Raw genomic sequence first — 19,993 nt, 5'->3', positions numbered from 1 at the left:
AGGAATAAATTTCGTTACTCCGACGCTCCAAAATGTTCTCTCGCCTATATCCATTTCTCTAGTATCGTACTTTAAGACAATTGTATTAGCTATCATGCAGACATTCAACTAAATACACATTACGTATACATTTGAATGTAAGCAAGATAATCACTTGGTTACGAATACCTACAATTTAGAGGCTGAACTTCCACAGGATATGAAGCATCGTTTTACTGTCACGAACTGAGAGGAAGAGATTGTTGTGAGAATTTGAGACAACAGTGGCTCGGATTGGCTGGAAAATTGTATCTTTGCGCTTGACTTATGGGTGGAGGGAAATATAAGAAATAGAGTTTTCATAGAAGCATTGTAGAGCAAAAGAAGGGATGATTAATAGATTGCTAATAAGGATTAAGGTGTTGCAGGTCCTATACAATTACTATCAAGTGAAGGGTATGGGTATTCCCGGTGCTATTGGTTTGCTTAGATATGCGCTCGAGCAGTCGTACCAGCTCTACATCTATCTTACCGGTTTGCCTTATGACCTCAAGGAGGCAGCTGAGTTTCGTCTACTCAAGGAGGAGGAGAAGTTCAATAAGGATGCTCAGACTATTCGTCTACTCAAGCACATTATAAATAACCCTATTACTCAGATAATAGGAAGCGACGATGACTACTTAGCAGAGCGTGAACCTGCCAAGGTAACGACACATGGCATAGACTCCTTTATCAACAACCTACTCAATAAGCTGATAGAACGACGCGGGGATAAGACTTCGATTGATTGGAAAGACCTATCTGAGGTAAGAAAGGCTTGGCGCAATTTCTATGGTGAGGAGATACTGCAAAGCGAGCTATTTACCGAGCTGCTTGAGGATTCCAACACTTTCAGAAACGATGATATTGCAATTATCTTTACTTTCGTTACCAAGGCTTACAATAGCATTAGCGATGAGAAGCCCTATAGTAAGCACCTTAAGCCCCAGTACTCCTCTGAAGAGGATGAGGACTTTGGGCCCGTACTATTGGAGCAAGCTATTGTCCATGGCGATGAGTATAGAGAGCGCATCAGTAAGTACTTCAAGAATTGGGACAAGGATCGTGTAAGTGAGATGGATTATATCATTATGCAACTTGCAGTGACCGAAGCCATCCACTTCCCACAAATTGCTACCAGAGTGACCATCAATGAGTACCTCAATATGGCGCACTACTATAGTTCTGAGAATAGCTATACCTTTATCAATGGTATTCTACACGAGCTATTTACCGAACTAAAGGCGGAAGGGAAAATACTGGGAGAGTAAAACAAGTAAAACAACAATAAAATTATGACACTTATGACACTATTACAAGCTGGAAGTGTATTTGGCAACGGGATGAACTCGATCCTTATGATCGTGCTGATGATAGCTATCTTCTACTTCTTTATCATCCGCCCTCAGAGCAAACAGCAGAAGAAGATCCAAGAGGCTCGTAAAGCCATGAAGCCTGGCGATAAGATTATGACTTCTGGAGGTATCTATGGCACTATCCGTGAGATTAATACGGAGAATAACCAAGTAACCATAGAGGTATGGGAAGGTGTGAAGATGAAGGTAGACTTCAATCAGGTATTCGCACTCACTGAGAATAAGAAGTAAATAAGGAAGAGCGATGCTGGGAGCTGAAGGGGTTGTCTCCCTCAGCTCTGAGTAAATACTATCGCTCAGACTTTTATTTCTTGCCTTACCATTAAGCATGGTTCTTTGGGACAGACTACAAGCGTGGAAACCCGTCTCCTACTTCTCTAAAGGTAGGAGATGGCTAATTCTGCTCTTCTGTATTCTCCTTTCTGCTGTGCTTTGGCTGATCCAATCGATGGACGCCACTTACACTAAAAAGGTAAGGATTGAGGTGGAACCACCTACCCTGCCGCTAAAATTTGCCATAGATAACCAAAGTGGGATACCTCCAGCAATAGAAGTAGCAATCACAGCGCGCGGTGATGAATTGCTCTCGTACACGCTCGAAGGGCTGTTCTCAAAGGCGCCAGTGCTTAAGCTCGCTATCGATACGATGATGCTAACCTCCGATGGAGGCTACATGAGCATTGGAAATGAAGAACTGCTTAGGCAGATAAGGAATACCAATGAGCTATTCGACAACTACTTCGACAATGGCACCAACGCACAGATTAGACTCTTCCCAGACTTCGTCTCTTTCTCCTATGCACCACTAGTAGAAAAGCAGATTGGGGTATTTTTCGGAGGTCAAATAAATCTAGGAGAGGAGAGCAATCGTATGCTAGTAGACTTAGACATGCAGCCAGAAATAGTAACAGCATACGGGCTTGCCACCTCTATTGATAGCCTGATTAGGACACAAGGGCTAGTCAGTACGGATCCTAAACCTTTGGTAGTAAGGGAGGATAGTGTAAGCTACCACAAGGTGGCTCTGGTAAGTCCTCATGGAGTGCGACTGACGCCCGACTCCGTGACCATCAAAACAGTGGTAGCACCGCTCCGTTATAATACTTTTGTGATTACCGACATCCAGGTTCGGAACCTGCCAGAGGGGTACAATATCAGGCTTTTCCCATCAGCCATAAAGGTTACATTCCTTGCGGTAAGCAGTGTATCTATTGGAGATATCTCCAACCAACTACACCCCTATGTAGATATAGATGAACTTACTGAGGGGACGAAGAAGCTCAAGCTACATTTGCCTAATATCCCGAAGCAGGTACAGATGCTACAGATGGAGCCTGATGCGGTAGAATATCTAATAGAGCAACAGTGATGGGAAAGGTCATAGGGATATGTGGGCTAATAGGTTCAGGAAAGAGTGTGGTAAGAGAGGCGCTTACAACACTATACGATATCCCTTGCTTTGATTCCGACTCCGTAGCTAAGGGGGTGTATTTCGACGCCTTGGTGATTGGGGAAATAGAGAGCCAGCTAGGGTTTTTGCCTATCGATAGAGGTCTATTGAATAAAGGACGACTTAAGGAGACACTTTCAAACCCTCGACGAAAAGCAATCCTAGAGGATATCGTACATAGAGCCGTAGCACGGGAGTTCGAAAAGTGGAGAAGCGAACAGGGCACCCAATGGGTGGGTATTGAGAGCGCAATTCTCTTTACATCGGGATTCTATCGTCTGTGCGATACTACTCTCGCAGTAGAAGCGCCTGAGGAGGTAAGGTTCCAAAGGGTGCAACAGAGAGATAGTGAGCGGAGTATAGATGAGTTTAGGCAGATCGAAGCCATCCAAGAGGAGGAGGGCAGACGCCAAAGGGGGGAAGCAGATATTAAGATAGATAATAGTGGGACAAGCTCCATCACTCGGGCAATAGAAGCCCTATGGGAGCGTTTAATAAATTATAAGGACAAATGATGAAGCTAACTGATGTAATCTCTATCTCTGGTAAGCCAGGGCTATTTAAGTTGATCAATCGTACCCGTGCACCATTTACGGCTGAGGACTTGGAGAGTGGTCGCAAACAACCGCTCTTTGCACGTGATAATATCGTATCTCTAGCTGATATCTCTATCTACACCGAAGAGGGCGACAAGCCTTTGGCAGAAGTATTTGAGGAGATTAAGGCTAAGTACCCAGAGATAGTTGCCGATGAAGCAGCAATCATTGCGGATAAGACAAAGCTACGAGGCTGGATGGCGGAGGTGCTTCCTATCTACGATAAGGAGCGTGTGCACGATAGCGACATCAAGAAGCTGGTGAAGTGGTACAACATCCTGAGGAAGGCTGGTATGGAGGCTTTCGTAGTACAAGAGGATGATCAAACTACGGCACAAGAATAAATGATTAGGCGAAGCCAGTGTCACGTGTGTGCACTGGCTTCTTTACAAATATAAAAACACAAGACGAGGAGAGCTTAGATGGAAGAGTTGAAGCATGAGTGTGGTGTAGCAATGGTACGGCTACGTAAACCCCTAACCTACTACCAAGAGAAGTATGGCACTTGGCGCTACGGACTCAATAAGATGTACTTATTGATGGAGAAGCAACACAATAGAGGTCAAGATGGTGCAGGTATCTCTTGTGTAAAGCTTACTGCCCCTACTGGTGAGGAGTATATGTATCGTGAGCGTGCTCTGGGGAACACTGCTATCACCGAGATATTTGGTGCGGTAGAGAAACATATTCAGACTTTTTCGCAAGAGAAACAAGCAGACCCCAATTTCGCTCAGACACATATCCCATATGCTGCGGAGTGCTACATGGGACACCTACGTTACGCAACACAAGGTAAGCAGGAGATTCACTACGTTCACCCAATGCTGAGACGTAATAACTGGAGGGCAAAGAGCTTGGCACTCTGTGGCAACTTCACGCTCACCTCTGTCGATAAAATCTTCGATGAGATTACCTCTGTAGGACAGCACCCAAGGAGTAATTCTGATACCCATATTATCCTTGAGCAACTAGGACACAGACTGGATAGAGAAGTAGAACATAAGTTTAGGGAAAGTAAGAAGAAAGGACTTGAGGGCATGGATATTACCCATGACATTGAGTCTAGAATAGATATGACTACCCCCCTTAAGGAGTGTGCCCCTCTATGGGATGGCGGCTACACAATGTGCGGTCTGACGGGTAGTGGAGAGATGTTTATGCTGCGTGACCCTTGGGGTATAAGGCCAGCATTCTACTACTACGACGATGAGATTGTAGTATGCGCTTCGGAGCGAGCAGTGATACAGACGGTACTCAATGTATCAGCAGAACAAGTACACGAGCTTGACAGAGGCGATACCCTAACAATAGACAAGACTGGCGCGAAGATACAGGTAAGCAACATCCTACCCAAGAGAGAAAATAAGGCGTGTTCCTTTGAGCGCATCTACTTCTCCCGTGCTTCGGACCAAGATATTTATAAGGAGCGTAAGAAGCTAGGCGAACAGCTTGTCCCTGATGTACTCAAGGCTATTGATAATGATATAGAGCACTCTGTCTTCTCCTTCATTCCCAACACAGCAGAAGTATCGTACTTCGGTATGATAGAAGGGATGGAGCGGCACTTCAATAAGTATAGGGCTGAGCTTATCACCAATAACCCCAACATGTCTAAAGAGGAGGTTTTCGAGCTTTTAGATAAGAGAGTTCGCTCTGAGAAAGTAGTGATCAAGGACATCAAGTTACGTACATTTATCTCTGAAGGAGCGAGCCGTACCGACCTCGCGCAGCATGTCTACGATATTACCTATGGCACAGTAGAAAAGGGGGTAGACAATCTTGTTGTTATCGATGATAGTATTGTGCGCGGGACCACCCTCAAGGAGAGCATAATCAGCATCCTAGACCGGCTCAACCCAAAGAAGATTGTAGTCGTATCCTCTGCGCCTCAAATACGTTACCCAGACCACTATGGTATCGACATGAGTAGGATGAGAGAATTCGTCGCTTTCCTAGCTGCCATCGACCTTCTGCTTGAGCGCGGAATGGCGTATGTTATCCACGACACCTATAGAGCTATTATAGAGCATCTTCATACCCCTATGATTAAGGAACGTAACTTTGTCAAGGATATCTACCAACCATTTACCATAGAGGAGATTAATCATAAGATCGTTGAGCGTCTCAAGCCATCTTCTGTAAAGGCAGAAGTAGAACTCGTATTCCAGAGTCTTGAAGGGCTTCATACCGCTATCCCTGAGCATCCTGGGGATTGGTACTTCAGCGGAGATTACCCAACGCCAGGAGGTATGGAAAAGACCAATCTAGCCTATAAGCTGTACTACGAGCAAGATTTCAGAAAACTATAAATAGACAGACTAATAACACTATGAGAAAGAAGGGCGTACTCATCCTAAGCGATGGCACCCGATACGAGGGTGAAGTTATAGGAGCCAATATACAAGTAAGTGGAGAGGTGGTATTCAATACCGCTATGACGGGCTATACCGAAAGCCTCACAGACCCCTCCTATGCTGGTCAGATACTCGTAGAGACCTACCCTATTATAGGTAATTATGGGTTTCCTACAGAGGAGAAAAATCCAACTACAGGACTGACAAAGCTATGGGAGAGCGACAGCATACACCCCGTTGCATTCATCATGCACGACTATACCGATAAGTACAGTCACTGGAACGCCATGGAGAGCCTTGAGGAGGCGCTCAGTCGTCATGGCGTAGTAGGACTCACAGGTATCGATACCCGTGAGCTCACGAAGAAGCTCCGCAACGAAGGACCACTCCTTGGCAAAGTACTTATCGAGGGAGGGGAAGATATCGACTTTGTCAGCACAGACGAAGTTAATCTAGTAGCTCAAGCATCGACCAAGGAGGTAAAGCATTTCCAGAGCAGTGGGGATAAACACGCGGTGCTTGTAGATTGTGGTGTAAAGGAGAATATTATCCGCTTACTTCTAGAACGCGGTATCAATGTTACCCTAGTACCATGGGACTACGACTTCACCACAATGGAGTACGATGGTCTATTCATCAGTAATGGACCTGGTAATCCGAACCTATGTACCCCTCTCATAGAGCACGTACGAAAGGTTATCCAAGAGGGGAAGAAACCTGTGGCGGGTATCTGCATGGGCAACCAGATTATCGCTTTGGCTATAGGTGCCAAGGTAGCTAAGATGCCTTTTGGACACAGATCTGTCAATCAGCCAGTACAGATGGTAGGCACTAACAACTGCTACATCACGAGCCAAAACCACGGCTTCGCAGTAGACGATACACAGCTACCACAGGGCTGGCATCCCTACTTCCGCAACCTCAATGACGGCACCAACGAAGGACTCATTCACGAGAGTGGCAAGTATTTCTCTACCCAGTTTCATCCCGAAGCTAATGGAGGACCGCTCGATACAGAGTTTATCTTTGACGACTTTGCTAAGCTGATTGAGGCGGGAAAACCAGTTACATTGCATACTCAGCAACCCACTAATAGCCGTAAGAAGTACAATAAGGTACTAGTCCTAGGTTCAGGGGCGCTAAAGATTGGCGAGGCAGGAGAGTTTGACTACTCAGGTTCACAAGCCCTCAAAGCACTTCGTGAGGAAGGCATCTACACCGTACTAGTCAATCCTAATATTGCTACAGTACAGACCTCCAAGGGCGTCGCTGATGTGGTCTACTTCCTTCCAGTCACCCCTTACTTCCTCGAAAAGGTCATAGAGAAAGAGCGTCCCGACGGTATCTTACTTGCCTTTGGTGGGCAGACTGCTCTCAACTGTGGTGTAGCTCTTTACCAGAAGGGCATCCTTCAGAAGTATGGTGTAGAGGTTCTCGGAACACCTGTCCAAGCTATCATGGATACCGAGGATCGCGAACTCTTTGTGGAGAAGCTGGATCAGATAGACGTTAAGACTATCCAGAGCGAAGCCGTAGAAACCATCGAGGCAGCGCGTGCTGCGGCTCGAGAGCTAGGGTACCCAATTATTGTGCGTGCCGCTTATGCACTCGGAGGTCTTGGTAGTGGCTTTTGCGACAACGAAGAAGAGCTAAATGCCCTATGTGAAAAAGCCTTTGCCTTCTCTCCTCAAGTGCTCGTTGAGAAGAGCCTTAGAGGGTGGAAGGAGATAGAGTACGAAGTAGTGAGAGATAGATACGATAACTGTATCACTGTCTGCAATATGGAGAACTTCGACCCTCTCGGCATCCATACAGGCGAGAGTATCGTACTTGCTCCTTCACAGACACTGACCAATTCTGAGCACCAAAAGCTCCGTTCTATTGCCCTTCGGATTGTCCGCCATATCGGCATCGTAGGAGAGTGCAACGTACAGTACGCCCTCGACCCTAATAGCGAGGACTATAGAGTAATCGAAGTCAATGCACGTCTGAGCCGCTCCTCAGCTCTTGCCTCCAAGGCTACAGGCTACCCTCTTGCCTTTGTCGCTGCTAAGCTAGGTATGGGCTATGGCCTATTCGAGCTCAAGAATGCAGTCACCGAGACCACTTCCGCTTTCTTCGAACCAGCACTCGACTATGTAGTATGTAAGATACCACGCTGGGACCTCAGCAAGTTCCATGGCGTATCCCGAGAGATTGGGAGTAGCATGAAATCGGTCGGCGAGATTATGTCTATCGGAAGAACCATCGAGGAAGTTATCCAAAAGGGACTCCGTATGATTGGACAGGGTATGCACGGCTTCGTGGAGAACAAAGAACTAGTTATACCAGACGTACCAAAGGCGCTAAGCCAGCCTACCGACAACCGTATCTTTGTCATAAGCAAAGCCTTCCGCCTCGGATATTCTGTAGAGCAGATTCACGAGCTCACGAAGATAGACCTCTTCTTCCTCCACAAGCTGCGTAATATCATGGACACAGCCGAAGAGCTAGAAGCACTAAGAGAAATAACCCAAGTCCCTACCCCTCTTCTTCGCAAAGCCAAGGTACAGGGTTTCTCAGACTTCCAAATAGCCCGTGCACTATACGGTACAGATATCTCCGATATCGAGGCGCTTCAAGCCAAGGTGCGCGAGTACCGCAAGACTCATGGAGTAACCCCTGTAGTTCGTCAAATCGATACCATGGCAGGCGAGTATCCTGCACATACCAACTATCTCTACGTCACTTATGATGGCACTCAGCACGATGTAGACTTCGGGGTAGGCAATGATAGCGTAGCGGTACTTGGTTCTGGTGCTTACCGTATCGGTAGCTCAGTGGAGTTTGACTGGTGTGGAGTATCAGCCCTCAACACCATACGAGAGGTAGGATTGCGCTCAATAATGATAAACTATAACCCTGAAACCGTTAGTACCGACTACGATCTCTCAGATAGGCTCTACTTCGACGAACTCACCTTCGAGCGAGTACAAGACATATTGGATCTCGAACAGCCAATGGGTACTATTCTCTCCACTGGTGGACAGATTCCTAATAACCTTGCGATGAAACTCGATGCCATCAAAGCACCAATCCTAGGCACCCAAGCTAGGTATATCGATAATGCCGAGGATCGTCATAAGTTCTCCGCTATGCTCGATCGTCTTGGTATCGATCAGCCAGCATGGAAAGAGCTCACTACTCTCGATGATGTAGAGGATTTTGTACAAGAAGTAGGCTATCCCGTACTGGTACGTCCGTCTTATGTGCTCAGTGGTGCAGCCATGAACGTATGCTCCAATGGTGAGGAGCTAGAGCGATTCCTCAAGCTCGCAGCCAATGTATCCAAGAAGCATCCAGTAGTGGTCTCTAGCTTCCTACAAAATGCCAAGGAGATAGAGCTTGATGCAGTGGCAGACAAGGGCGAACTCGTAGCCTATGCTATCAGTGAGCATATCGAGTATGCCGGTGTCCATTCAGGAGATGCCACCATCCAGTTCCCAGCGCAGAAACTGTACATCGAGACCATCCGCCGTATTAAGCGTATCTCACGTGCAATAGCCAAGGAGCTACACATCTCTGGCCCATTCAACATCCAGTTCCTAGCAAGGGAAAATGAGATCAAAGTAATCGAGTGTAATCTCCGCGCTTCTCGTAGTTTCCCATTCGTAAGTAAGGTCTCCAACTATAATATGATAGACCTTGCAACCAAGATAATGCTAGGGAAGCCTTACGAAGCGCCTAGGAAAAACGCTTTCGACCTAGATCATGTAGGTGTAAAGGCGTCACAATTCTCCTTCACACGACTACAAAAAGCCGACCCAGTACTCGGCGTAGATATGACCTCTACTGGCGAAGTCGGTTGTATTGCTCGCTCTAGTGACGAAGCCATCCTACAAGCCATGCTATCTGTAGGGCATAGAATTCCTAAGAAAGCGGTACTCATGAGTAATGGAGGGCTCAAGCAAAAAGTTGCGCTCCTTGATAGCGCTAAGCTACTCCGTGAAAAGGGTTACACGATCTACGCTACAGAGGGGACGCACAACTTCCTCGCAGATAATGGCATAGAGAGTACCCTATGCTACTGGCCAAGCGAAGAGGGTACACCTCAGGCACTTGACCTCCTGCACCAAAAGGAAGTAGACCTTGTGGTGAATATCAATAAGAACCTCACCCCAGGAGAACTTACCAATGGTTACAAGCTCCGTAGGGCTGCCGTAGACCTCAATATCCCACTCATTACCAATGCTCGCTTAGCAAGCGCTTATATACACGCATTCTGTAGCATCCCTGAAGACAAAATCTCCATCACGCCATGGAGCGATTTTATCGATAACTAATACACAATAGCGTAGTTAAGGATTTCACCTCTATAGATTCGCTGCGGCATCTCTATAGAGGTGTTTTTATCGTGCACAAATAAAATATCCGACCAACAGGAAAATATAATTATCCCTCTCCTACCCTATAGGCTATGTGTATAAGGAAATCTGCACTAATGGGTTATAGTTTGGAATGGGGATTGGGTGAAATATTAACGCAGTATTCGCTAGCCTCCCCCCTCCCCCTTACCCCCTCCCCCCCGTAGTGCGGCTCTGCCGCACTACGGGGGGGAGGGGGACTTTATTTGTCGAGCTCCCTTTCCACGGTCTCGGGCTTCGCCCTCAACCGAGGCTACTGAAAACTACGCTAATGTGCTATATCATTAATATCAACACCCAAACTCCATACTCTCGGGCTACGCCCTCAACCGAGGTAACGAACACTGCGCTAATGTTATCTATTTCGGACTGGTTCAAGGGAGGACATTAGCGCAGTTTTCGCTAGCCACGCTTGAACTGAGGAGTGGAGCCTATGCCCCCAAACCCCCTAAAGGGGGCTTTCCCTTGCTCACAGGATGTACAAGCCCCCTTTAGGGGGTTTGGGGGCTAACTCTATCCACGGCCTCGGGCTACGCCCTCAACCGAGGTAACGAACACTGCGCTAATGTATTCTATTATTGTTCGTTATGAATGCTCCCGAACCCCAGCGGTGTCGTGGGGGTGCAGCCTTCTAACCGTAATCGCTCAGGCGAGCACCAGTTGTGGCTCGCGCTATCACCGAAATTTATTCCTAGGAATAAATTTATTTTTCTGTACAAATAAATATTTTTATTCCTAGAGATAAATTTATTTATTCCTAGGAATAAATTTGGCAGATTGCCGTCTCCAATAAAGGTACTCGCCGTCAAGTACTTGTGTAGAAGCGTAATGGCAAGAGGACGGATACAATTGTTCGAACGACCACTTGGGCTACACAAAAGTAATAGCCAGCTAGGGCACTTCTTCCAATGGTTATCGTTACTCTTCCACCCCACACAAGTACCGAGGCCCACTACCTCAAGTATGGGATTTGGCTAATCCGAGGGAACAATGCCCAGTATTCTAAGGAAAAATAGGTAGATTTGTAGAGAGATAGGAGGGAGCGACTGCATTACGAAGTAATCACACATATATAATATACAAAAGATATTTCATACTATGGCTATCGAAAATGCGCTGAGCCTCAAGGCGGCTGACAATCTGAGGATTTTGGCACTCTCTATGGTAGAGCGTGCTAAGTCGGGACACCCAGGTGGAGCAATGGGCGGTGCGGACTTTGCCCATATCCTCTTCTCCGAGTATATGGTTTATGACCCTGAGCAACCAGAGTGGATTGCTAGAGATCGTTTCTTCCTCGATCCTGGGCATATGAGTCCAATGCTCTACGGAGTACTTGCGATGACCGGCAGGTTTACAATGGAGGAGCTGATGAACTTCCGTCAGTGGGGGAGCCCTACACCAGGGCACCCAGAGCTAGATATCACTCGTGGTATCGAAAACACCTCAGGTCCTCTAGGTCTTGGACATACGATGGCTGTAGGTGCTGCTATTGCTGCCAAGAAGATGGCTGCAAGGTTTGGCGAAGATCTTATGCGGCAGCGTATCTTTGCCTTCATCTCCGATGGTGGTGTACAGGAAGAGGTATCTCAGGGCGCTGGGCGTATTGCAGGGCACTTGGGCCTCGATAATCTCGTAATGTTTTATGACGCCAATAACGTACAGCTCTCTACCAAGGTATCCGAAGTGATGACCGAGGATGTGGCGATGAAGTACCGCGCATGGAATTGGGAGGTTATCGAGATCAATGGTAACGACCATAATGAGATTCGTAAGGCGCTAGACCAAGCCATTGCTGTAAAGGGTAAACCAACACTAATCATTGGGCACACCGTGATGGGTAAAGGTATGCTCTCTCCTGAGAATGAATGCTTCGAAGGTCTTGTAAAGACTCATGGGCAGCCTCTTTCTGCAGCAGGTGGTGGTGTAGCTGAGACCATTAAGAGCCTTGGCGGCAATCCAGAGCAGCCTTTTGTCATCTTTGACGAAGTTCAAGCTCTGTACGATGCTCGTAAGGAAGAAATCAGAAAAGAAGCTGCCAATTGGCAGGCACAATACAGAGACTGGAGCAAGGCTCATGCAGAGGATGCACGTGAACTAGAGCGCTGGATTAGCCTAGACACCAGCTTCCTAGACTGGAAAAGCATAGAGCAAAAACCCAACGATGCTACACGCAATGCATCAGCTAAGTCGCTTGGCTTCCTCGCAAAGAATCTGCCTAATATGATTGTAGCCAGTGCCGACTTGTCCAACTCCGACAAGACAGATGGCTTCCTCAAGGAGACCAAAATGATTACCAAGGACGACTTTAGCGGTGCTTTCTTACAGCCAGGTGTCTCTGAGCTTACCATGGCTGCGGTATGTATCGGTATTGCGCTACACGGTGGATTCCATACTGCTTGTGGTACGTTCTTCGTATTCTCAGACTATATGAAGCCTGCAGTGCGTATAGCAGCACTAATGGAGGTGCCTATTCGATTTGTATGGACACACGATGCTTTCCGCGTAGGAGAGGATGGACCTACCCACGAACCAGTGGAGCAAGAGGCACAGATCCGTCTCATGGAGAAGCTAAAGAACCACAGTGGCAAACCTTCTACCATGGTGCTTCGTCCTGCTGACGTATATGAAACAACTGTAAGTTGGCAGATGGCGATGGAGAATAAGTCTACGCCTACAGCTCTTATTCTCTCTCGACAAAATGTAGAAGACCTCCCCAATAACGACTACAGCCAAAGCCTCCGTGTAAGGCAGGGTGGCTACCTCACACAGAAGGTAGAGCAGCCCGATGTAGTGCTCGTAGCTACTGGTTCGGAAGTTTCTACGCTGGTTGCTGGTGCAAAGCTACTTGCAGAAGAGGGTATCAAGTGCAACATTGCTTCTATCACTAGTGAAGCTATTTTTAGGCTACAGCCTGAGGCTTATCAGGCTGAGGTACTCCCAGAGGGTCTACCACGTTTTGGTCTTACTGCTGGTTTGCCAGTAAACCTAGAGGGATTGATACCTCATGGCACTGGCAAGATATGGGGGCTTGAGAGTTTCGGCTTCTCTGCGCCCTATAAAGTACTGGACGAGAAGCTCGGCTTTTCGCCAGATAACGTGAAGAATCAGGTGAAGCAACTACTTAAGAAGTAAGCTATGGAAATTAAGAGCATAGGACTGGCTTGCGACCACGCTGGCTACGAAATCAAAGAGGTTGTGCGCAAATACTTGCAGGAGACCTATCCCGACACTCTAGTAGTGGACTATGGCACCCTAGTAAATGAGCGTGTAGATTATCCCGATTATGCACACAAGCTCGGATATGCTATCGATAAGGGTGAAGTACAATGGGGTGTGGCTGTTTGTGGTTCGGGCAATGGCATCTCCATGGCGCTAAATAAGCATCCTCATGTGCGTGCGGGACTCTCATGGAATACGGAGCAGGCTCACCTCACTCGTCAGCACAATAACGCCAATGTACTGAGTATCCCTGGACGATTTGTGAGTGACGAAGAGGCAAAAGCAATAGTACAGGAATTCTTCTCAACCGAGTTTGAGGGTGGTAGGCATACAGACCGAGTAGCCAAGATACCACTTCATGACTAAGATAGTGGAGTACCACAATTGATGTGGTTCCACGGAGTTATCAAGTGTGGGGTCGCAACAATTGTGGCTCCACACTTGTTCTATATAGCGATGAAAGATAAGATATTATTTCCCGACTTTACTCATAGAAAGCCTGACCTCCTAGCACAAAATGTGAGGACAGAGGCTGAGCAGTTTAGGTCGGAGATTGAGGAGATTAGGGTGTGCCAAGAGGCACCTACATTTGAGAATACAATATTGGCACTTGAGGAGGCTGGCAAGGGACTTGACCTCGCATCTTCGGTATTCTTCAACCTACTTAGCTGTGATGCTGACGATAGGTTGATGGAACTTTCTCAAGAGCTTACACCACTGCTTACCGATATCAGCAACGAGGTAGGAATGGATAGCCTGCTTGCAGAGCGAGTAAGAGTAGTCTATGAGGAGCACATGGATACCCTCAGTGCTATAGACAAACGACTCACATTCCGAACGTACGAAGGCTACCAAAGGGGTGGAGCCTATCTCGATGAAGCTACTAGAAAGCAGCTGAAGGAGCTAAGGAAGGAGCTAAGTATGGCGACCCTCTCTTTCGGGCAGAATGTGCTAAAGGAGCAGAATGCCTATACCCTACAAGTTACGGAAGGAAAGACAATAAAACGTCTGCCAACTTCGGCACTGGAATCTGCCAAGAAACTGGCTCAGGAGCACGGTAAAGAGGGGTGGCTTTTCGATCTCAGTATGCCATCGTATAGTGCAGTCCTGAAGTATTGTGACGACCGCTCTATCCGCCAGCAAATATATATGGGGCGCGCTACCCTTGGCATGGATAGGAAGAAGGAGACCTGTAATATAGACCTGGTCTATAGAATTGCCACCATCCGCTATCAGATAGCACACTTACTGGGTTTCGATAGCTTTGCCGATTATCGTCTGAGCACTAAAATGGCTAAACAACCATCTCATGTACTAAGCATGCTAGATGAACTCCGAGAGGCATATACCCCATTGGCTCAAAAAGAAATAGCGGAGGTCACAGAAGGGGTATCGGACTTACAGCCTTGGGACTGGAGCTATCTCGCGGAGAAGTACCGCCAGAAGCACTTAGAGTATGATGAGGAGCAGACCAGACCTTTCTTTGAACTAGAGAGCGTGGTGAGGGCTATGTTTGACCTCGCTAGCGATTTGTACGAACTAAAGATAGAAGAGACTGAGGAGCTAGTGCCCTACCGTCCTGAGGTGAAAGTGTATAGGGTTAGTGCGCACAATCAGTTGGTTGGCACCCTACTCTGTGACTTCTTCCCACGAAAAGGCAAACGCTCGGGAGCATGGATGACCAACTTTGTGGAGGCTTACGGTGAGGTACGCCCTGTGGTAAGTCTGGTGATGAACTTTACGCCAGCCACTGAGAGCCAACCTTCTCTCCTAACGCACGATGAGGTAACTACGCTATTTCACGAGTTTGGGCACGGTCTGCATGGGTTACTCACCCAAGTACCTTATGCTTCGCTAAGCGGAACTAATGTAGTACATGATTTTGTGGAGCTACCATCGCACTTCAATGAGAACTGGGCAAGGCAACCAGAGTTTATCCGAACTTTCGCAAGGCACTATAAGACTGGCGAACCTATCTCCGACGAACTACTGGAAGCAATCAAGCGCAATACGCTCTTCCTAGAGGGATACGCTTGTATCCGTCAGCTCGGCTTCGGCTATCTGGATATGCTGTGGCACTCAAATAACCCTGAAAGCCTGCCACAAGATATTGAGGAACTAGAGCGAGCAGCATATAAGGAGGTTACACTGCTCCCTCATGTGGATGGTACGAGTGTTAGCACTGCCTTCTCTCATATCTTCAATGGAGGGTACGCTGCTGGTTATTATGGTTATAAGTGGGCTGAACTACTAGAGGCGGACGCCTTTGAGGAGTTTCTAAAGCATGGACTACGTGACCACGAGACCTCGATGCGCTTCAAGCGAGAGATACTAGAGCGAGGCGATGCAGACGAACCTGAAGTTCTTTACCATAACTTCAAGGGTAGAGCTGCGACAATCGAAGCACTTAAGCGTCGCTCAGGACTCATCCAATAATAGATTATAATAGAATTTACAAAACTAAACACCCCCTATGAGAAATAACCCTATTACACAGTTGCTTGGCATAGAATACCCTATCATCCAAGGCGGTATGGCTTGGACTAGTGGGCACAAGCTAGCTGCAGCTGTAAGCAATGAAGGAGGGCTGGGAATACTCGGTGCCGGGACGATGTACCCTGATCAGCTTCGTGAAGAAATTCGCAATACGAGGAAACTCACCGATAAGCCTTTTGGCGTAAACCTCCCCCTGAACTACCCCAATATAGACGAACACATGGGTATCATCGTAGAGGAGAATGTGCGTGTGGTCATTACCTCGGCAGGGAATCCAGCAACCTGGACTGCTCATCTGAAGGAGCATGGCATTAAGGTACTTCACGTAGTGAGTAGCTCAAAATTTGCTAGAAAGGCAGAGTCTTGTGGCGTGGATGCAGTGATTGCTGAGGGATTTGAAGCAGGCGGACACAATGGCAGAGAGGAAACGACCACGATGTGCCTTATCCCCGCCGTGCGTAGTGCGATCTCCATACCCCTTGTAGCAGCAGGAGGTATTGCCTCGGGAAGCTCGGTAATAGCGGCTCTTGCCCTTGGTGCCGATGGCGTTCAGATAGGAACGGCATTCGCACTTACGGAGGAGAGTACATGCCATCAGAACTTCAAGGAACACTGTATCGGTTTGAGCGAAGGAGAGACCAGGCTAATGCTCAAGAAGCTTATCCCCACTCGACTTGCTAAGGGAGGTTTTACTACTCAGGTAGCAGAAGCCGAGTCTATTGGTGCAACAAAGGAAGAACTAACCGCATTGCTTGGGCGGGGAAGGTCTAAGAAAGGCATGTATGAAGGTGACCTTGAGGAAGGAGAACTAGAGATAGGACAAATCGCTTCCACCATAGATAAGATTCTCCCAGTACGTGAAGTAATGAATGATATCCTAAGGGAAGCCAAAGAAGTACTTCGAAATCTTGGAAGGCTATCAATCTAAACTATTTATATATTATTGTTTATGTATATCTTGACTTACTACGATAACGATCGTGACTATCCATGGCTCTGCTTCGATACGATAGAAGATGGTAGGGCATTCCTCGCTAAGCTCCACGGCTACGAGTATACTTCTGACGAAGAAGGAATAGATAGTGAATGGCTGAATGTAGGTGCTTTGCCCGACTATGAGGGCGTTGAATTTAAGGGGAACATAGTACCAATAAGCCGATTTACGTTTAAGGACACTGAGAAGGTCCAGCTATTCTTCGCTGAGCTAGCCAACCTTAGTATTCCCAATCAAGGGCTAATCCAAGGCGCTACCACTATAGATGCTTATAGCATCCCTAACGAAGAGATAAAGACGTATGTAGAGACTCGGGAAAAGACTTACAACCTTGTAAAAACTATTCTTGAAGAGAGACGTATACAGGCTGAACGAGCCTATCATGGTTCAGAAGATGGTGAAGCTATCATCTATAGAAAAGAGAATAAAGAGGACTGGCACTTCCTCTTTCATCTTGACCCTTGTTCTCTTAAACTTTACAATGAAGGCGAAAAGGCTATCCGACAGTATATAGATAGTCTATTAGACGAGCAATAATTCTCCTCCCTAAAATCTCCTCTATAGAATAGGACCTTTACCCTACTATAGAGGAGATTCGTCATAAAATAAGGAGTGGGTACATAGCCACGTGATGACTACTACACCCACTCCTAAGAGTAGACTATCCTAACACCAAAAGGCAGAAGATGCAAGGATAGCAGCTCCATTGCAGTGTGCACGTGACGCCGTATTTCTTCACAGACATACGCTCGCCTGATGATCTAAACACCACATTGTAGTAACTTAGCCTTCTTCACAATTGCGGTCAAAGAAAGGGAAAAACGACTTGACTAAGCCTATCTGTGGCACCTCTCCAACCCTCGAGAGAGATACAAATGCACATGGAAGGCAGGTTTTCTGACTCGTCTCCGAAATATAGCCCCTTCCCATAGGTAATACACCTACAGTGGATAATGCTATACCCGTTATATAAGACTCACAGCAGCGGGACTGTACAGGATTCGCACCTGTTTCCCTTTTACCCTTGCAGACGAATGCCTACAAAAGCACCTTCAAGTGCAAAGATACAATAATCCTTGAATATTTGAATAAAACAATAGGAAAGTTTATACACATAATCCAATACACCCCAACAATAGACCACCCATAGAGGTTATAACCCTATTAGTAATCCAATTATTTGGTACCTTTGTAACAAGTGTTCAGTATTTGAATGGTAAGAAAGATGGAAACAATCAAAACAATATATAAAATAGGTCACGGTCCCTCCAGTAGTCATACAATGGCGCCTCGAAGAGCAGCAGAAATGTTTGCTAAGAGGTTTACCGGAAGCCGACCAAATGGATTTAGGGTTCACCTATATGGTTCTCTTGCCGCTACGGGAAAAGGGCACATGACAGATGTCGCTATCTTGGATGTGCTTGAGAAAATAGCTCCTACTAAGGTGCTATGGGAGCCAACAATTGTACCCGAATTTCATACCAATGGTCTACTATTCGAAGCGATTGGAGAGGGAGATAAGGTTATCGACTCATGGGAAGTATACAGCATAGGTGGCGGTTCGCTTGCCAATAAAGACTTCGACGAGAGCCGCAATGCAAAGATCTATCCGCACTCTACACTGGTAGAGATAATGAACTATTGCTATCAAGAGCGTATCACCTACTGGGAGTATGTAGAGCGCTTTGATGATCCATCGGTATGGAGTCATCTAGCGGACGTATGGCAGGTAATGAGATCCGCAGTGGAGAGAGGTCTAGTAGCTGAGGGCATATTGCCTGGAGGGCTTAATCTGCGTCGCAAAGCTGGGGAATATTTGATTCGTGCCAAGGGGTACAATAGTAATGTGAGTACGCGAGGATTGGTATACGCCTATGCTCTTGCTGTATCGGAGGAGAATGCTGCCGGAAATATTGTGGTTACAGCGCCTACTTGTGGTTCCTCAGGAGTCATGCCTGCTGTGCTCTACCACCTTCAGACCTCCAGGGATTTTCCCGATCGTATGATACATAGAGCGCTCGCAACGGCTGGACTATTTGGTAATATCGCTCGTACCAACGCCTCTATATCAGGTGCCGAAGTGGGTTGCCAAGGAGAGGTAGGCGTAGCATGCTCTATGGCAGCAGCAGCAGCCAACCAACTTTTTGGAGGAAGCCTCAATCAGATAGAGTACGCAGCTGAGATGGGACTAGAGCATCACCTGGGACTGACCTGCGACCCTATTTGTGGATTAGTACAGATACCTTGTATAGAGCGAAACGCTTTTGCCGCTGCCCGTGCCCTTGATAGCAACACCTACTCTACGCTCTCCAATGGATTCCACAGGGTCAACTTTGATCAAGTTGTCGAGGTGATGAAGCAAACCGGCCATGATCTCCCAAGCCTATATAAAGAGACCTCGGAGGGCGGACTCGCTACAAACTATTGTGTCTTCCCATAATCACAGCGACATATAACAAAAAGGGCTAACTCTACGTGCAGAGTTAGCCCTTTTATATTGATTGTTATCTTTCAGATAAGCCATCAAATGAAATCATGGTAGCGCCCTAAAGATATCAATTATTGAAGATAATCCCTCACACATCGGAGTTTAAAACCTGGGATAGGAGAAGTAGGTTGAGAATGCTGATCCTGAAAAGAATTTCTCTGTCTCTGCAATGCCACACCACGATCAGTCCCAATAAAGGCTCTAGGATCATTTGCGAGATCTGTTCCAGCAGCATTTGAGTAAAATGTGGATGACCAGACTTGAAGAGGTTTTGCCAAATACTGTTTGTCAACAGCACCATTATAATAGTCTTGAGAGGCATATGTCCCCACCAACTTATACTGAGCCATGAGTTGAAGCTCTCTCTGATTAGGCACACGCCATGTCCCTCTATCTCTACCATCAGGATCCTCAGTATACGAAGAACATCCTGATACGTTGTTCCTCTCATTCCATTTAAATCCCTTATTAATCCCATTCATATAAGTACAAAAACCCTTAGCAACCTGAAACTTAGAAGCAGCACGATTGAAAGGGCTTCGCTCTGAGTGTGGAGGATACTCTCCTGTCAGCCTGTCAGTGTTAACATCTCTATATAT

At 46.8% G+C, this 19,993-nt stretch carries 14 protein-coding genes and 1 riboswitch; of the genes, 13 read left to right on the top strand and 1 reads right to left on the bottom strand.

Annotation, left to right across the window (positions count from 1 at the left end; genetic code table 11):
• Positions 1 to 368: 368 nt before the first annotated feature.
• The 13 genes from IX315_RS07980 (at position 369) to IX315_RS07920 (ending at position 19,346) form a co-directional block, all read left to right on the top strand.
• The gene (locus IX315_RS07980) at positions 369 to 1,289 is read left to right on the top strand and encodes a transcription antitermination factor NusB (protein ID WP_018358367.1); all 921 of its coding nucleotides are present in this window, start codon (positions 369 to 371) and stop codon (positions 1,287 to 1,289) included.
• A 24-nt stretch (positions 1,290 to 1,313) separates the two neighbouring features.
• Positions 1,314 to 1,625 carry a preprotein translocase subunit YajC gene (gene yajC, locus IX315_RS07975; protein WP_018358368.1) on the top strand — a complete coding sequence of 104 codons (312 nt, stop codon included), beginning with the start codon at positions 1,314 to 1,316 and terminating at the stop codon, positions 1,623 to 1,625.
• Between the two features lie 97 nt (positions 1,626 to 1,722).
• Positions 1,723 to 2,763: a YbbR-like domain-containing protein gene (locus tag IX315_RS07970; protein WP_033408470.1), complete on the top strand. Its 1,041-nt coding sequence runs from the start codon at positions 1,723 to 1,725 to the stop codon at positions 2,761 to 2,763.
• Positions 2,763 to 3,359, top strand: a complete 597-nt coding sequence (gene coaE / locus IX315_RS07965; protein WP_211637349.1) for a dephospho-CoA kinase — start codon at positions 2,763 to 2,765, stop codon at positions 3,357 to 3,359. Before IX315_RS07970 ends, coaE begins: the two co-directional genes overlap by 1 nt.
• Positions 3,356 to 3,784 (top strand): DUF5606 family protein, encoded by a 429-nt coding sequence (locus IX315_RS07960; protein WP_018358371.1) that lies wholly within the window; start codon positions 3,356 to 3,358, stop codon positions 3,782 to 3,784. The genes coaE and IX315_RS07960 overlap by 4 nt, the downstream gene beginning before the upstream one ends.
• Before the next feature lie 78 nt (positions 3,785 to 3,862).
• Positions 3,863 to 5,749, top strand: coding sequence for an amidophosphoribosyltransferase (locus IX315_RS07955; RefSeq protein WP_018358372.1), 1,887 nt, complete (start codon positions 3,863 to 3,865; stop codon positions 5,747 to 5,749).
• Positions 5,750 to 5,769: 20 nt separating this feature from the next.
• On the top strand, positions 5,770 to 10,116 hold the full coding sequence (gene carB, locus IX315_RS07950) for a carbamoyl-phosphate synthase (glutamine-hydrolyzing) large subunit (protein WP_018358373.1): 4,347 nt from the start codon (positions 5,770 to 5,772) through the stop codon (positions 10,114 to 10,116).
• A gap of 1,179 nt (positions 10,117 to 11,295) precedes the next feature.
• Entirely contained in the window at positions 11,296 to 13,329 is a 2,034-nt protein-coding gene (locus IX315_RS07945) for a transketolase family protein (protein WP_134849783.1), read from the top strand.
• Between the two features lie 9 nt (positions 13,330 to 13,338).
• Positions 13,339 to 13,782: an RpiB/LacA/LacB family sugar-phosphate isomerase gene (locus IX315_RS07940; protein WP_167620626.1), complete on the top strand. Its 444-nt coding sequence runs from the start codon at positions 13,339 to 13,341 to the stop codon at positions 13,780 to 13,782.
• A 90-nt stretch (positions 13,783 to 13,872) separates the two neighbouring features.
• A complete protein-coding gene (locus tag IX315_RS07935) occupies positions 13,873 to 15,852 on the top strand; it encodes a M3 family metallopeptidase (RefSeq protein ID WP_244973127.1) in 1,980 nt (659 codons plus the stop codon).
• A 37-nt stretch (positions 15,853 to 15,889) separates the two neighbouring features.
• Complete coding sequence (locus IX315_RS07930) at positions 15,890 to 16,840, top strand: NAD(P)H-dependent flavin oxidoreductase (protein ID WP_018358377.1); 951 nt, start codon at positions 15,890 to 15,892, stop codon at positions 16,838 to 16,840.
• 21 nt (positions 16,841 to 16,861) lie between these two features.
• The gene (locus IX315_RS07925; protein ID WP_018358378.1) at positions 16,862 to 17,443 is read left to right on the top strand and encodes a hypothetical protein; all 582 of its coding nucleotides are present in this window, start codon (positions 16,862 to 16,864) and stop codon (positions 17,441 to 17,443) included.
• A 333-nt stretch (positions 17,444 to 17,776) separates the two neighbouring features.
• Positions 17,777 to 17,974, bottom strand: a riboswitch (cobalamin riboswitch).
• A gap of 157 nt (positions 17,975 to 18,131) precedes the next feature.
• Positions 18,132 to 19,346 (top strand): L-serine ammonia-lyase, iron-sulfur-dependent, subunit alpha, encoded by a 1,215-nt coding sequence (locus tag IX315_RS07920; RefSeq protein ID WP_134849779.1) that lies wholly within the window; start codon positions 18,132 to 18,134, stop codon positions 19,344 to 19,346.
• 119 nt (positions 19,347 to 19,465) lie between these two features.
• Here the strand turns inward: IX315_RS07920 and IX315_RS07915 are convergent.
• Positions 19,466 to 19,993 (bottom strand): hypothetical protein (locus tag IX315_RS07915; RefSeq protein WP_211638895.1); only part of this gene is annotated, 528 nt, incomplete at its 5' end.

This window comes from Porphyromonas levii, from assembly GCF_018206105.1.
GTDB lineage: Bacteria > Bacteroidota > Bacteroidia > Bacteroidales > Porphyromonadaceae > Porphyromonas_A > Porphyromonas_A levii.
Note: the sequence above shows the minus strand (reverse complement) of the source record. Positions and strands in the feature narration are given on the sequence as shown.